General features: G+C 59.9%; 13 protein-coding genes and 1 tRNA gene. 5 read left to right on the top strand and 9 right to left on the bottom strand.

Annotation, left to right across the window (positions count from 1 at the left end):
- Positions 1–164: 164 nt before the first annotated feature.
- The 3 genes from AB4Z25_RS21370 to tesB all read right to left on the bottom strand — a co-directional run bounded on the left by AB4Z25_RS21370 (position 165) and on the right by tesB (position 3,009).
- Entirely contained in the window at positions 165–1,535 is a 1,371-nt protein-coding gene (locus AB4Z25_RS21370) for an ammonium transporter (RefSeq protein WP_112385856.1), read from the bottom strand.
- 28 nt (positions 1,536–1,563) lie between these two features.
- Positions 1,564–1,914, bottom strand: coding sequence for a P-II family nitrogen regulator (locus AB4Z25_RS21365; RefSeq protein WP_162698828.1), 351 nt, complete (start codon positions 1,912–1,914; stop codon positions 1,564–1,566).
- Between the two features lie 210 nt (positions 1,915–2,124).
- Positions 2,125–3,009 (bottom strand): acyl-CoA thioesterase II, encoded by an 885-nt coding sequence (tesB, locus tag AB4Z25_RS21360; protein WP_112517798.1) that lies wholly within the window; start codon positions 3,007–3,009, stop codon positions 2,125–2,127.
- A gap of 34 nt (positions 3,010–3,043) precedes the next feature.
- Here tesB and AB4Z25_RS21355 point away from each other — a divergent pair, with 34 nt between their 5' ends.
- On the top strand, positions 3,044–4,306 hold the full coding sequence (locus AB4Z25_RS21355) for a ubiquinone biosynthesis hydroxylase (RefSeq protein ID WP_112540459.1): 1,263 nt from the start codon (positions 3,044–3,046) through the stop codon (positions 4,304–4,306).
- Here AB4Z25_RS21355 and AB4Z25_RS21350 read toward each other — a convergent pair.
- The 4 genes from AB4Z25_RS21350 to AB4Z25_RS21335 all read right to left on the bottom strand — a co-directional run bounded on the left by AB4Z25_RS21350 (position 4,303) and on the right by AB4Z25_RS21335 (position 6,826).
- Positions 4,303–4,491, bottom strand: a complete 189-nt coding sequence (locus AB4Z25_RS21350; protein ID WP_112385859.1) for a Trm112 family protein — start codon at positions 4,489–4,491, stop codon at positions 4,303–4,305. The two genes, AB4Z25_RS21355 and AB4Z25_RS21350, sit on opposite strands and share 4 nt — an antisense overlap.
- A 9-nt stretch (positions 4,492–4,500) precedes the next feature.
- A complete protein-coding gene (locus AB4Z25_RS21345) occupies positions 4,501–5,172 on the bottom strand; it encodes an LON peptidase substrate-binding domain-containing protein (protein WP_112385860.1) in 672 nt (223 codons plus the stop codon).
- Positions 5,173–5,274: 102 nt separating this feature from the next.
- Positions 5,275–6,258, bottom strand: coding sequence for a thioredoxin (gene trxA, locus AB4Z25_RS21340; protein ID WP_112540458.1), 984 nt, complete (start codon positions 6,256–6,258; stop codon positions 5,275–5,277).
- Positions 6,259–6,316: 58 nt separating this feature from the next.
- The gene (locus AB4Z25_RS21335) at positions 6,317–6,826 is read right to left on the bottom strand and encodes a prolyl-tRNA synthetase associated domain-containing protein (protein ID WP_112540508.1); all 510 of its coding nucleotides are present in this window, start codon (positions 6,824–6,826) and stop codon (positions 6,317–6,319) included.
- A gap of 253 nt (positions 6,827–7,079) precedes the next feature.
- Here AB4Z25_RS21335 and AB4Z25_RS21330 point away from each other — a divergent pair.
- The 4 genes from AB4Z25_RS21330 (at position 7,080) to AB4Z25_RS21315 (ending at position 10,834) form a co-directional block, all read left to right on the top strand.
- A tRNA-Gly gene (locus AB4Z25_RS21330) sits at positions 7,080–7,154 on the top strand.
- A gap of 285 nt (positions 7,155–7,439) precedes the next feature.
- Entirely contained in the window at positions 7,440–7,985 is a 546-nt protein-coding gene (locus AB4Z25_RS21325; protein ID WP_112540457.1) for an ImmA/IrrE family metallo-endopeptidase, read from the top strand.
- On the top strand, positions 7,982–9,214 hold the full coding sequence (locus tag AB4Z25_RS21320; protein ID WP_442208935.1) for a hypothetical protein: 1,233 nt from the start codon (positions 7,982–7,984) through the stop codon (positions 9,212–9,214). Before AB4Z25_RS21325 ends, AB4Z25_RS21320 begins: the two co-directional genes overlap by 4 nt.
- Before the next feature lie 288 nt (positions 9,215–9,502).
- Complete coding sequence (locus tag AB4Z25_RS21315; protein ID WP_112540455.1) at positions 9,503–10,834, top strand: glucoamylase family protein; 1,332 nt, start codon at positions 9,503–9,505, stop codon at positions 10,832–10,834.
- Here AB4Z25_RS21315 and AB4Z25_RS21310 read toward each other — a convergent pair.
- Together AB4Z25_RS21310 and AB4Z25_RS21305 are read right to left on the bottom strand one after the other, a co-directional pair.
- The gene (locus AB4Z25_RS21310; protein WP_112540454.1) at positions 10,831–11,871 is read right to left on the bottom strand and encodes an ABC transporter ATP-binding protein; all 1,041 of its coding nucleotides are present in this window, start codon (positions 11,869–11,871) and stop codon (positions 10,831–10,833) included. The genes AB4Z25_RS21315 and AB4Z25_RS21310 overlap by 4 nt on opposite strands.
- On the bottom strand, positions 11,868–13,538 hold the full coding sequence (locus AB4Z25_RS21305) for an ABC transporter permease (RefSeq protein WP_112540453.1): 1,671 nt from the start codon (positions 13,536–13,538) through the stop codon (positions 11,868–11,870). Before AB4Z25_RS21305 ends, AB4Z25_RS21310 begins: the two co-directional genes overlap by 4 nt.
- Between the last annotated feature and the right edge of the window lies 1 nt (position 13,539).

Raw genomic sequence — 13,539 nt, 5'->3', positions numbered from 1 at the left:
AGGACGGTTAAAGCGGTGTTAACCATGACATCAGGGTATTAGTATGTTGAAAATAAAAGGGCCCGAACCTTGGAAGGTCCGGGCCAAAATGCGGTCTATGTTTTCGATAGGCCGCGACGGGCTGTTCAGCGGCGCCCTTTTTGCCGGGCGCCGCAATCCCCTGATTACGAATGGTAGGCAGCTTCGCCGTGGGTCGCGAGATCGAGACCTTCGCGTTCGGCTTCGACGGCAACACGCAGGCCGACGATGAGATCGACAACCTTGTAGAGGATCGCCGAACCGACGCCGCACCATACGATGGTGGTGGCGATAGCCGTCAGCTGGGTGACGACCTGGCCGCCCATCGTTACACCTTCGGCATAGCCGACGCCGCCGAGTGACGCGCTGGCGAAGATGCCGGTGGCGATAGCACCGAACATGCCGCCGACGCCGTGAACGCCGAAGACGTCAGCCGTGTCGTCATAGCCGAACTTGTTCTTCACGACCGAGACGAAGAAGTAGCAAAGCGGCGAAACGATCAGACCCATGACGATCGCGCCCATCGGGCCGACGATGCCGGCAGCAGGCGTGATGGCAACGAGACCAGCGACCATGCCGGAAGCGCCACCGAGCATCGATGCCTTGCCGCGCGTAAGCGTTTCGACGATTGCCCAGGAGATGACGGCAGCAGCGGTGGCAACGAAGGTGTTGACCGTTGCGAGCATGGCGCCGCCCGAAGCTTCGAGGTTGGAGCCGGCGTTGAAGCCGAACCAGCCGAACCAGAGCATCGAGGCACCGACCATGGTCAGCGTCATCGAATGCGGAGCCATCATGTCCTTGCCGTAGCCGGTACGCTTGCCGACCATGATCGCGCCGATCAGACCGGCAACGCCGGCGTTGATGTGAACGACCGTGCCGCCTGCGAAGTCCAGCGCGCCCATCTTGAAGAGCAGGCCGTTGGCGTCCCAGACCATGTGAGCGATCGGGAAGTAGACGAAGGTTGCCCAGAGCGCGCAGAACAGAACGACTGCCGAGAACTTGATGCGTTCGGCAAAGGCGCCGACGATCAGGGCAGGCGTGATGGCAGCAAAGGTCATCTGGAACATCGCGAAGATGAACTCAGGAATGACAACGCCCTGCGAGAAGGTCGCAGCCGTCGTATCTTTGGTGACGCCGGCAAAGAACATCTTGGCCGTGCCGCCCCAATACGGGCTTTCCGAGCCGCCGAAGGCGAAGGAGTAGCCATAGATGACCCAGATCAGCATCAGAACCGCAGCGACCATCGTGCACTGCATCAGAACCGAAAGCATGTTCTTGGCGCGAACGAGACCGCCGTAGAACAGCGCCAGGCCAGGCAGGATCATGAAGAGAACCAGCAGCGTGGAGATGAACATGAAGGCGGTGTCGCCCTTGTCGGCGACTGGAGCAGCAGCAGCGGCAGCGGCCGGAGCGGCCGTCGTCGCGGCGTCCTGTGCAAAAGCAGCGACCGGCGCCAGAAGCGCAGCCGATGCAGCGCCGAACCGCGCAAATGTGGAAGAAAACTTCGAAATTGACATTGGTAAAAAGCTCCTTGCTCAGCGGTTCTTAGAGCGCTTCGGTATCGGTTTCGCCCGTGCGGATGCGGACGGCGTGGTCGATGGAGTAAACGAAGATCTTGCCGTCGCCGATCTGGCCGGTCTTGGCCGACGATGCGATGGCTTCGACCGCCTTGTCGACGATCTCGGTGGCGACTGCGATTTCGATCTTGAGCTTCGGCAGGAAGCTGACCGCATATTCGGTGCCGCGATAAATTTCAGTATGTCCCTTTTGGCGCCCGTAGCCCTTAACTTCGGTCACGGTCAGGCCTTGGATGCCGATCGCGGTGAGGGCTTCGCGGACCTCATCGAGCTTGAACGGCTTGATAATGGCCATCACAATTTTCATCTGGTTTCCCATCCTTCGTTATCCTCGGCACGGAGCCGACTCTCCTTGCCGCTGACGTTTGCGAGCAGCGACCGGGGATATACATTCAAGGGGCGTGCCAGATTCGAGGCGCGTTATAAATTATTGAAAAGTAAAGACTATATCGAAGGATGCCAATTTTGAGGCATTTGGCGGCGCAATAAAAGCTTAAATAATGCGCAAAACTGCGAATATGCACATTATTTATTCATCTGCCTTTTTCCGAATCAACCCCTCCTGGGCGACCGACGCAATCAGAACACCTGAGCGCGTAAACAGGCTACCGCGGGTCAGCCCGCGGGCACCCGAGGCAGAGGGGCTATCCTGGGTGTAGAGCAGCCAGTCGTCGAGTTTGTCCGGCCGGTGAAACCACATGGAATGGTCGAGGCTTGCGACTTGCAGCGTCTGATCGAAAATCGACGTCCCATGCGCATAAAGCGATGTGTCGAGCAGCGTCATGTCGGAGAGGTAGGCAAGCACCGCTGCCTGATAGAGCCGGTCATCCGGGACCGGGCCAGTCGCCCGCACCCAGACGTCCTGACGTGGCTCCAGTTTCTCGCTCGAGAAATAATGCGTCAGCGAGACCGGCCGGATCTCGATCGGCCGCTCGCGCTCCCAGTATTTGCGGATCGCGGCTGGCGCATGCGCGAGATACTGGTCCTTGATCTGCTGTTCGCCAAGCAACTTTTCCGGCGGCGGCACATCCGGCATTCCGGCCTGGTGGTCGAAGCCTGGCTCCTCGATCTGAAACGAGCAGGAAAGCGCGAAGATCGCCTTGCCGTGCTGGATGGCGACGACGCGGCGGGTATTGAAGCTCGATCCGTCGCGAATGCGCTCGACCTGATAGATGATCGGCACCGAAGGATCGCCTGGACGCATAAAATAGGCGTGCAGCGAATGCACGATCCGCCCGGGCTCAATTGTCCGCTGCGCCGCCATCAGCGCCTGGCCGATCACCTGCCCGCCGAAAACGCGCTGCCAGCCGACCTGCGGACTGCGGCCGCGAAAGATGTCGATTTCGATCGGCTCAAGATCGAGCGTCGCGAGAAGGGTTTCCATGGCGGTCGGTTTTGCCGCAGCTGCGGTCATTTGCTTGCCCCCGGCAGTAGGAAGTAAGGGAGCGATGATCTATATAGATCGCGATTGTATTCACAAGGCTGAGGAGTGGGCGATGCTTGATATGCTGGTTGTTGGCGGTGGCTATGTGGGCCTGTCCGCGGCGGTGGCTGTCAAGCAGGCGGCGCCGCATCTTGATGTCGCCGTCGTCGAGGCAGCACCCGAGCATGTCTGGCAGAAGGATATGCGGGCATCCGCCATCATCGCCGCCGCCGCAAAGATGCTGGAGGTTTTCGGCATCTGGGAGAATATCCGCGGCGAGGCCCAGCCGATCACCAAGATGATCGTCACCGATTCCAAGACATCGGATCCCGTTCGTCCGGTGTTCCTGACCTTCGACGGCGAGATCGAAGATGGCCGCCCCTTCGCGCATATGATCCCCAATGCGGTGATGGTCCGCGAGCTGCGCGGCGTCTGCGAGCGGCTCGGCATCGAGATCCGCCACGGGCTGAGCGCTACCGGGCTGAAGACCGGCGAAAATACCGCGACGGTGGAGCTGTCGGATGGCAGCAGCATCGAGGCTCGCCTTGTGGTCGCCTGCGACGGCGTGCGTTCCAAACTCCGTGACCTCGCCGGCATCAAGACCGTCAGCTGGGACTACGGGCAATCCGGCATCGTCGCCACAGTCGAGCACGAGCGGCCGCACAATGGCTGCGCCGAGGAGCATTTCCTGCCCTCCGGACCCTTCGCTATCCTGCCGCTGACCAACAACCGGTCATCGCTGGTCTGGACCGAGCGCACCAGCGATGCAAACCGCCTCGTTGCCGGCGACGATCTGATTTTCGAGGAAGAGCTGGAGCGCCGCTTCGGTCATAAGCTCGGCGCGCTGAAGGTGATCGGCGTCAAACGCGCCTTCCCGCTCGGGCTGACACTTGCGCGGTCTTTTGTGGCACCGCGCTTCGCGCTTGCCGGCGATGCCGCCCACGGCATTCACCCGATATCGGGCCAGGGCCTCAATCTCGGCTTCAAGGATGTCGCCGCACTTGCCGAAACCATCGTCGAAGCCGACCGCCTCGGTCTCGATATCGGTTCGATCAACATTCTGGAGCGCTACCAGACCTGGCGCCGTTTCGACACGTTCCGGATGGGGGTCACGACGGATGTTCTGAACCGGCTGTTTTCGAATGACGTGACGCCGATCCGCATCGCCCGCGATGTCGGCCTCGGCATCGTCGATCGCCTCCCCGGCCTGAAGTCGTTCTTCATCGGCCAGGCGGCAGGAACGACCACAAAAACCAATCCGCGCCTCCTCGCCGGTGAAGCGATCTAGTCGTCCAGCCTTCGAGCCTCGGAAACCAGCATGATCGGGATTCCATCGCGGATCGGATAAGCGAGCCTTGCCTTTTCCGAGACCAGCTCGTTGAGCTCCCGATCATAGCTCAGCCTGCCCTTTGTCAACGGGCACACCAGGAGCTCCAGAAGCTTCGGATCGACGCGGCTGAGTTTTTCGTCCATTCCGGTTGCTTACTGCAAAACCGTGTCGGAGTCACCGAAGACCCGCGCCAGCACGATCTCGGTAATGGCGATCAGTGTTTCCGCCCGCGTTTTCAGGTCGGGCGCCTCCAGCAGCGCCTGCTTTTCGGCCGGGCCGAAGGGCGACATCATGGCCAGCGAATTGACGAGCGTCAGATTGCTCGCGCGCTCGACGCTGTCCCAATCCGCTTCCAGCTTGTTGGCATCGAGATAGGCCCTGAAGGCAGAAAGAAGCGCTGAGCGATCGACTGCATCCTCTTCGTCGCGCGCCGACAGATCGGAAATGAACGGTGCTATGCGGAAGGTACGGAACGGCTCGTGCGTCACCTTCTCGCCAATCAGCCGGAATCGGCAGATGCCGGTCAGCGAGACGATATAGCGGCCATCGCCGGTCTCTGCGAAAGAGGTGATACGGCCGACGCAGCCGACGGGTGCGAGATTGCACTCGCCGCTCTTGTCGTCGGTCTCCACGAGCGCCGGCTGCACCATGCCGATCAGCCGGTTTCCGGCCATCGCCGCATCGAACATGGCGAGATAACGCGGCTCGAAAATGTTTAAGGGAAGTTGCCCGGTCGGCAGGAGGAGAGCGCCGGTCAGGGGGAAAACAGCGACGGTTTCCGGCAGATCACCGGGTTTCAAATATCTCGCATTCCCGACTTGCATGAAATTTCGTCCCGCATTCTTCAGGCAGGAAAAATCGTAGCCCTTGCCATCCCTTTTGAATGTGGTGCCCCTGCTCAAAAACGCAAGGGCACCCGCATCAAGTTAGGAGAACAGCATCGCCGAAAGCTTGCGGCGGGCGGCAACCGTGGCCGGATCCTTGAAACCCCAGACCTCGAAGAACTGCAGCAGCTGGCGCCGCGCGCCGTCGTCATCGAAGGTGCGGTCCTTGCGCATGATCGTCAGCAGATGCTCGGCCGCCTCATCGCGCCGTCCCTCGACGTTGCGTATCTTGGCGAGCTTCACCCGTGCTTCGTGGTCATCGGGATTACCGGCAAGCATCTGCTCCAGCGCAAAGGGGTCGCCGAGCTTGCGGGCTTCCTCGATCTGATCGAGCTTCTTGAGAACGGCCTGGATGCCAGCATCCTTGGAAAGTTCCTCAGGCAGATCGGTCAGCGCCTCGCGGGCGCGCTCATGCTGGTTGGCGGCAATCATGCATTCCGCCATGCCGGCAAGCGCCTTGGCATTCTCCGGATCGGCCTGCATCACCGCTCCGTAGAGCTGTGCAGCGCCGTTGACATCGCCCGCCGCCAGAAGACCGGCGGCTTCTTCGAGAACGGCTTCGATCTCGGCCGCCTGATCGGCACCGGCAGGACCGGCAAGGCGATCGATGAACTGGCGCACCTGGCTCTCCGGCACGGCGCCCATGAAGCCATCAGCCGGACGGCCGCCGACGAAGGCGATGACGGCGGGAATCGACTGGATGCCGAGCTGGCCTGCAATCGACGGATGGTCGTCGATATTCATTTTCACCAGCTTCACTCGGCCCTGGGCCTCGTTGACGACCTTTTCCAGAACAGGCGTCAGCTGCTTGCACGGGCCGCACCACGGCGCCCAGAAATCGACGAGAACCGGCTGGTTGCGCGAATCCTCGATGACGTCTTTCGCGAAGTTCGCCGTCGTCGTGTCCTTGATATAGCCGCCCGCTGCCGCCGGCGCGGAAGCAACCTGCGGCGCACCGCCGCCATAGGTCGCCGTTGCCGACATCGTGCCGTAGGACGTGCTGTAGGGGTTGTCGTTGCCGCTCATAGGTATCTCCCGCCAATGCCGGTCGCGCCCGGCCTTTTTCTAGCGCTAAAATCGTATGTCAGGCCGTGACTTTCAAGACAAGCGGCTTGTGACCCGTCGCTTCCATGAAGCGGATGAGATCGGCGCTGGCAATGGATGTCGTCGCATCGTTGGAAAGCGGATGGCAGTTGACGATCTCTTCCTTCATCAGATCGGCATCGAGAACGAAGGTGACGTTGCTGCCGGTATCGTTGATCGCCCCGAACGCAGTGACCGATCCCGGAATCACGCCCAGATATTCCATCAGCTTTTCCGGCTTGCCGAACGAAACCTTGCTGGCAGCACCGATCAGCGTGTGCACCGTCTTCAGATCGACGCTCGCATGCTCCTCCACGGTCAGCAGAAAGAACTGGTCCTTCTTGTCCTTCACGAACAGGTTCTTCGTATGGCCGCCTGGAATCTCGTCGCGCAGCGACACCGATTCTGCAACCGTGAACACCGGAGCATGATCCTTCGTGGCATGCTGGATGCCGAGCTCGTCGAGAAAGGCAAAAAGCTCGTCGCGGGTCTTCGGCTTCGTATCGGTCATCACGCCATCCATCTCACAAAAATTGCGGGCAGGCGCTTTGATTAAGTCCGGGCCTCAGCTTTTGCAATGCGCGCGATCGACGCTTTCGCCCGGATTTGCGGCATTTTCGGAAGTTTTTCCAAAGGCTTACAATTTTTCTTCGCCTCTCCGTCATTTCCCTGTTGCATTTGAAAATCGTTTGGGCGATATAGCGCCCGTCGCCGCAAGGTGGCGCCCACGGTCCTCACAACTACCACAGGCCATGGGATTATGAGCGGGTGTAGCTCAGTGGTAGAGCACAACCTTGCCAAGGTTGGGGTCGAGGGTTCGAACCCCTTCGCCCGCTCCAAACTTCCTTAATAATGTCATAGGCTTGCGGAGCTCGGTGTTTAGTCAACTTTTGACGGCGCCATCTAAGGTACCACATAGGGACCTTGCGCTACGTCTATCCTCCCCAGGATCCGCCAAGATCGAGTGCTACCCCTGCGGAAGCCAGCCCTACGTTTCCAAGAAAGAATCATGACCGGACTCCGTTAAGGATCAAAGTCAAGCCCCGTTGTGCAAGAACAAAAAGTGAAATATTATCTTCGGCACGTGAGTCGAATCAACATGGGCCTTTTGGAGAAATAGCACGATGGTGGAATATTCAGACCCCATCCCAACAAGAGCGTCAAAGGTTGCTGTGTCTACTTTCGCCGAGCAGCTCGCGATCAATCTTGAATTCAAAGCCGGTGATCCGCTCGACCCCCTGGTGTCTCAACTCAGTGGCAAGATTACTTATCGCAACCCCATTGGCGCGGAGAAGCCGGAGTCCATCCGCATTGAACCGACTGGCGAATTTGAGATCTTTCTGCCTAGCGTCACTTCTTTAGGAAGAGATCGCTTCACCATAGCGCACGAACTTGGTCATCTTTTCCTGCATTTCCCGCTCGTTCAAAATTCGCGCCCGGAGAGTGGTATGAAGGCTACTCGTTGGGTCGATGAGACCAATCAAGACCTGCAGCGCTGCGAGTGGGAAGCCAATTGGTTTGCCGCTTCATTTGTTATGCCATCGGGAAACTTTCGAGAGGCATGCCGTCAGTATGGCAGCATATCGACGGTCGCATCGATCTTTGGAGTGACTGAAGCTGCCGTTCGGGTGCGGGCTAGCACACTGAACGTCGAGGCTCTCAATAATTGAACAAGTGTCCCGAATACCGTCTTAGGCTTTTTCTATCCGTCGATCTCGTTGGATCAACGGCTTTCAAGTCAAATCCCAATGCTGGCTGGGTCGATAGGTTCAAACATTTCTATCGTGAGTTTCCCCGCATTGTTGACTTGGTTTATAGAGAAACCAAGAGTTGCCGCAACGACAACATGGAATTGACGTCTGGCCCCAAGCTGTGGAAGCTGGTCGGAGACGAAATTTTGTTCTGTTGTAGGGTCCAAAGCCTTCAGCACCTCTCGTGCGCAACAATGGCGTTTCTAGATGCATTAGAGCAGTACGGCTCTATCATTGATGAAGACCCAGATACATCGACCCTGGACGTTAAGGGAGCAGGATGGGTCGCGGTTTTCCCTGCCGAAAACGTCAGTTTGAAAATCGAGGGCAGCAACATTCGGTCTACCAAGGATGGCGTTGATTATCTAACGAAGGGCTTTGAGGCGGAGGCTGATGCGAAGCCTGCGCAATTCGATTTTATCGGTCCAGCTATAGATGCCGGGTTTCGGTCCTCAAAGAACGCCTCGGCTGACCGATTTTCTTCTTCCGTAGAGTTAGCTTATCTGCTTGCGGATGCCGCAAACAAGAATCTCTTCCTGAGGCCTTTTTCCTATCACGGCAGGTCTCCGCTGAAAGGGGTCCACAGAAATGCTCCTTACCCTGTAATTTCGATCAATTCCGAGCGGGATCCACTGAAACGCGACTTGCTCGCACGGGAAAGGGTTCTAACCAACGACCAAGAAGCCGCCCCGCTCCATCTGCGTGAATTTCTGCAGGCGTATATGGAGCTTAACGGACTAGAGCTCCCGAAACTTAAACTAAAAAATGATTCTCCTGAGGAGATGCCTCCGTCTTCCTACGAAAAATTCCGGGAGTCGTGGGACGTGACATCAAAGGGGACAAAAGAGCAGGATGATAGCATAAGCGAGGCCGAAAAGCCTGCGTCCGACGCTCCCAATCCTGCGCCTCTCGATGACGCAATCAAACGGTTTGCGGAGCACGTTAGCGCGCAAGCAAAATCATTCAATACGGCTGAGATACTTGAGCGGGCAAGAATAGCTCAATCAACCGCATCGCTAGTTGCTCGGCAAATCGAAGCGCAGCGTAGGGCTCTGCAAGTGCCGATACCTGTTAGTAAGGTCAAAAATTCGGGCAAGAATGACGACTCAACTACGGCCAAGCGCACTGACAAAAAAGACAGTGATTAGCAAAATATCTATGTCTATCTTAAGCTTGCTCTCAACATCGGCCTAACAACCGTCCGCACACCCGGAAATGCATCCAAGTTTGAGGATGCACATGTTGGGACTATACCTTCGCTTATCTTCCTTCCAGCGGCTCGGTCGCTGCGCTTTCGCGTCTTGAAGCGCTCCAGCGCGATCTGTCTTTGCACCGTTCCCAACCAACGATCTGTTCAAGCCGCACTTTCAAAAAGGTTTGATTTGCGGGCCACGCATCGCCATGTTGAAGCAGGGGCGAAAACAAACGGTTTGAGTATGCTGCAACGACTCGACGATACGGATGCTGCGCTGATCGACAGGCTGCAACAATCCGCCTTCAACTACTTCCTGAAACACACGAACCCTGACAACGGGCTTGTCGCCGACACGTCGGTCGATGGTGTGCCGTGCAGCATCGCTGCCGTCGGCTTCGCGCTGTCGTCCTATACGGTCGGCGTCGAACGCGGCTGGCTCACGCGGGCGGCAGCAGTTGAGCGGACACTGGCGACCGTGCGGTTCTTTGCCGGAAGCCATCAGGGCCGGGAACGCCACGCAACCGGTTATCGCGGCTTCTATTACCACTTCCTGCACATGGATACCGGCCACCGCGCCTGGAACAGCGAGCTGTCGACCATCGACACGACATTGCTCGTTGCCGGCATGCTGACGGCAGCCGCCTATTTCGACCGCGCCGATGATGGTGAGCGGGAAATCCGCGATCTCGTCAAAACCATCTACGAGCGCATCGACTGGACCTGGGCGCTGAACAAGGGCCACACCATCTCGATGGGCTGGAAGCCCGCCAGCGGCTTCCTGCGCTGGCGCTGGCAGGGATACGACGAGGCGGTGCTGCTCTATACGCTGGCGCTCGCCTCACCCACGCACCCGATCCCGCAGGCGAGCTACGACGCCTTTACCTCAAGCTATTCCTGGATGCTCCACAAGGATCAGGCCTATCTTTATGCCGGTCCGCTGTTCATCCATTTCTTCTCGCACGCCTGGATCGATTTCCGCGGCATCCAGGACCGCCCGATGGCCGCGCGCGATTGGGACTATTTCCGCAACACGCAGGTTTCGATCGCCGTGCAGCGCGATTACGCCGTGCGCAATCCCGGGCATTTCGTCGGCTACAACAAGGATGTCTGGGGATTGTCGGCGTCCGATGGCCCGCCGCCGAGCCGCCATATGCGCGGTGGACGCCATCCGAAGGTGCTGGGCTATGCGGCGCGCGGCGCGCCACTCGGACCCGATGACGGCACGATTGCGCCCTGGGCAGCGCTCGCATCGCTTCCGTATGACCGTCAGGCGGCGATAGACGGCACCAAGGCCCTGCTCGAGACCTATCCCGATCTCATTTACGAAGGCCGCTTTCCTGGCGGCTTCAATCCGACCGTCAAGACCAAGCGGCCCGAAGGCTGGGTGGACGACCGCTGCGTCGGCATCGACCAGGGTTTGCTGGTGATGACGATCGAAAACGACCGCTCGGATTTCATCTGGGGCCTGATGCGGCAATCGCCGGTCATTCGCCTTGGGCTGGAGCGTGCCGGCTTCACCGGCGGCTGGCTGGAACAGAGCGACGAAATCGATGCGAGCCGGAAGACGGCTTAGCGGACGCTGAAAACGTGGGCCTTGCCAGCGATATCGAGACGGACGCGATCGCCGGTCTCCGGCAAGGCGACGCTCGACGTCTTGATAAGAATGGGCGGCAGCGCCACCCCTTCCAGCGAGACGGCGACCGTACAGGTCGCGCCGCCGAATTCCACTTCGACCACCCGCCCGTGATAGGCGGGCTGGCTGTCATCGGGAACGACGCGGATCTGCTCGGGCCGCAGCATGATCTCGGCCTTGCCCTGATGATCGCCATCGACGGCAACCTTGCCAAGCGCGCAATCGGCAAATCCGTTGCGAACGATGGCGGGCAGCATGACGGCATCACCCAGAAACAGCGCCGTCTCGCGATCCTTCGGCTGCAGATAAAGCTTCTGCGGCGAACCCGCCTGCACCAGCTTGCCATCGCGCAGCACCGCCACCTGATCGGCAAAGGACAGCGCCTCGCCCTGATCGTGCGTGACGAGAATGGTGGTGATCCCGGCGGCCTGCAACACGCGGGCAACGGCCTTGCGCATGTTTTCGCGAAGACCGGTATCCAGCGCCGAGAACGGTTCGTCGAGCAGCATCAGCCGCGGCTTGCGGCCAAGCGCACGCGCAAGGGCGACACGCTGCTGCTGGCCGCCTGACAGCTGATGCGGCCGGCGCGTCAGCATGTTGCGGTCGAGCTCGACCATATCGAGCAGCTCGAGGATCCGCTTGTCGCGATCGGCCGCACCCCGTTCGAAGCCGAAGCCGATATTGTCGGAGACGCTCAGATGCGGAAACAGCGCGCCGTCCTGCGAGACGATGCCGATGCCGCGCTTGTGGGCGGGCACGGCCGACGGGCCATTGGCAAGCACTTCGCCATCGAGGCAAACCTTGCCCTGATCCGGACGTTCGAAACCGGCAATCAGCCGCAGAAGCGTGGTCTTGCCGGACCCCGACGGTCCGACGACCGCGGTACGGCTGCCGGCCGGTACATCCAGCGACACATTGTCGAGCGCCGTGACCGGGCCATAGCGCTTGCTGGCGGATTGGATCGAGAGCAGCGTCATTGTCCGGCAGTCCGTTTCGATTGAACGTAGAGAAGCAGCGTCAGCGGCAGCGACAGGATGATCATCATCACAGCATAGGGTGCTGCGGAGACATAATCGATCTCGCTGGTCAGCGACCAGAATTTCGTCGACAGCGTTTCAACGCCGTTGGGCGACAGCATCAGCGTTGCCGTCAGCTCGTTGGTGATGCCGAGGGCAACAAGCGCGATACTGGCGGCAAAGCCGGGTGCTGCGAGCCGCATGGTGATCTGGCGAACGGCCTGGGCCGGCGTGCGGCCAAGGCCCATCGCCGCCCGTTCCAGCTCCACCGGCGCCTGCGCGATGCTGGCGCGCAAGCCGACCATGGCGCGCGGCAGGAAGAGCAGAACATAAGCGACGGTCAGCGTTGCGAACGTCTGGTAGAGCGGCAGCACGAGGCGGACGGTAATCGTCACCAGCGCCAGCGCCACGACGACGCCGGGCAGCGAGCCGACATAATAGTGGCAGGCTTCGAGGAAGCGCTGGAAGCGCCCAGGTGCTCGGACCGAAAGCCATGCCATCGGCACGGCAGCGATCGTCGTCAGAATGCCGCCGGCGACCGCAAGCACGATCGTCTGCAGAAAAGCATTGCCGACAGTATCGATGCGCCAGATTTCCGCACCGCCGAGATAGAGCCAGCGCCCGAGCGTCACCAGGGGAACACCGAGCGTCAGAACGGCAACGACGACAGGCAGCAGAATGGCCGGAACGACGAACCATCCGAGCCGGCGACGGTCGGCCGGGCGCGCCGAACCGGACCCGACCCGGGCATAACGCTCGTTGCCGCGAACCAGAATTTCGAGACCGAGCAGGAACAGGCAGCAGCCAACCAGCACGCCGCCCAGCATGTTGGCCGCCGGGCTGTTATAAGCCGACTGGAACTGATCGACGATCGCCGTCGCGAAGGTGTCGAAACGGATCATCACATAGAGCCCGTATTCCGACAGCAGATGCAGGGCGATCAGCAGCGAGCCGCCGCAGATTGCCAGCCGCAGCTGCGGCAGCACGGTCCGGAAAAACATCTGCCATGGGTTGAGCCCGAGAGAAGCCGCCGCATCCTCGATCGCCGGATCGAGCCGCCTGAGAGCGGCTGCCACGGGCAGATAGAGAAACGGATAGTAAGCGAGAACCGAAACGAAGACGCCGCTTTCCAGCCCGCGCATGCCGGGCACGAGGCTGATCCAGGCATAGCTGTGCACGAAGGCAGGCACCGCAAGCGGCGCGACCGCAAGCCACGACCACAGGCGCGAAAACGGAATATCCGTCCGTTCGGTCAACCAGGCGAGCGTCACCGCAAGCGCAATCGATAGCGGGATCGTCAGCGCTTCGAGAAGCACCGTATTGACCATCAGCTCGCCGACACGCGGGCGGAAGACCAGCGCCTTCACCGTGTCCCAGCCGACGTCATAGGTGATCCAGGCGATGAAGCCGAGCGGCACGAGGCTGAAGGCAGCGACGACCGTTGCGAAGACAACGACGGAAGCGTGCGGCATGCGCCCGCGAAGGGAAGCGATTGTGCTGACCGGCGCTTCATTGCCGGCAAGGCCGGTCACGAGCGATCTGTTGTCTTGCAGCAAGGCCGACGCCTTTGTGACGCTGAAAAAGGAAGGCAACCGCCTCGTCAGGAAGCGGTTGCCATGATTGATCATG

The sequence above is a fragment of the Rhizobium sp. RAF36 genome, assembly GCF_052114105.1.
Taxonomy (GTDB): Bacteria; Pseudomonadota; Alphaproteobacteria; order Rhizobiales; family Rhizobiaceae; genus Rhizobium.
Note: the sequence above shows the minus strand (reverse complement) of the source record. Positions and strands in the feature narration are given on the sequence as shown.

Coding starts and splice junctions, on each gene's coding strand:
- AB4Z25_RS21370 (WP_112385856.1), bottom strand. CDS start 1,535: ATGTCAATTTCGAAGTTTTCTTCCACATTTGCGCGGTTCGGCGCTGCA.
- AB4Z25_RS21365 (WP_162698828.1), bottom strand. CDS start 1,914: ATGGGAAACCAGATGAAAATTGTGATGGCCATTATCAAGCCGTTCAAG.
- tesB (WP_112517798.1), bottom strand. CDS start 3,009: ATGACCGCAGCTGCGGCAAAACCGACCGCCATGGAAACCCTTCTCGCG.
- AB4Z25_RS21355 (WP_112540459.1), top strand. CDS start 3,044: ATGATCTATATAGATCGCGATTGTATTCACAAGGCTGAGGAGTGGGCG.
- AB4Z25_RS21350 (WP_112385859.1), bottom strand. CDS start 4,491: ATGGACGAAAAACTCAGCCGCGTCGATCCGAAGCTTCTGGAGCTCCTG.
- AB4Z25_RS21345 (WP_112385860.1), bottom strand. CDS start 5,172: ATGCAAGTCGGGAATGCGAGATATTTGAAACCCGGTGATCTGCCGGAA.
- trxA (WP_112540458.1), bottom strand. CDS start 6,258: ATGAGCGGCAACGACAACCCCTACAGCACGTCCTACGGCACGATGTCG.
- AB4Z25_RS21335 (WP_112540508.1), bottom strand. CDS start 6,826: ATGACCGATACGAAGCCGAAGACCCGCGACGAGCTTTTTGCCTTTCTC.
- AB4Z25_RS21325 (WP_112540457.1), top strand. CDS start 7,440: ATGGTGGAATATTCAGACCCCATCCCAACAAGAGCGTCAAAGGTTGCT.
- AB4Z25_RS21315 (WP_112540455.1), top strand. CDS start 9,503: ATGCTGCAACGACTCGACGATACGGATGCTGCGCTGATCGACAGGCTG.
- AB4Z25_RS21310 (WP_112540454.1), bottom strand. CDS start 11,871: ATGACGCTGCTCTCGATCCAATCCGCCAGCAAGCGCTATGGCCCGGTC.
- AB4Z25_RS21305 (WP_112540453.1), bottom strand. CDS start 13,538: ATGATCAATCATGGCAACCGCTTCCTGACGAGGCGGTTGCCTTCCTTT.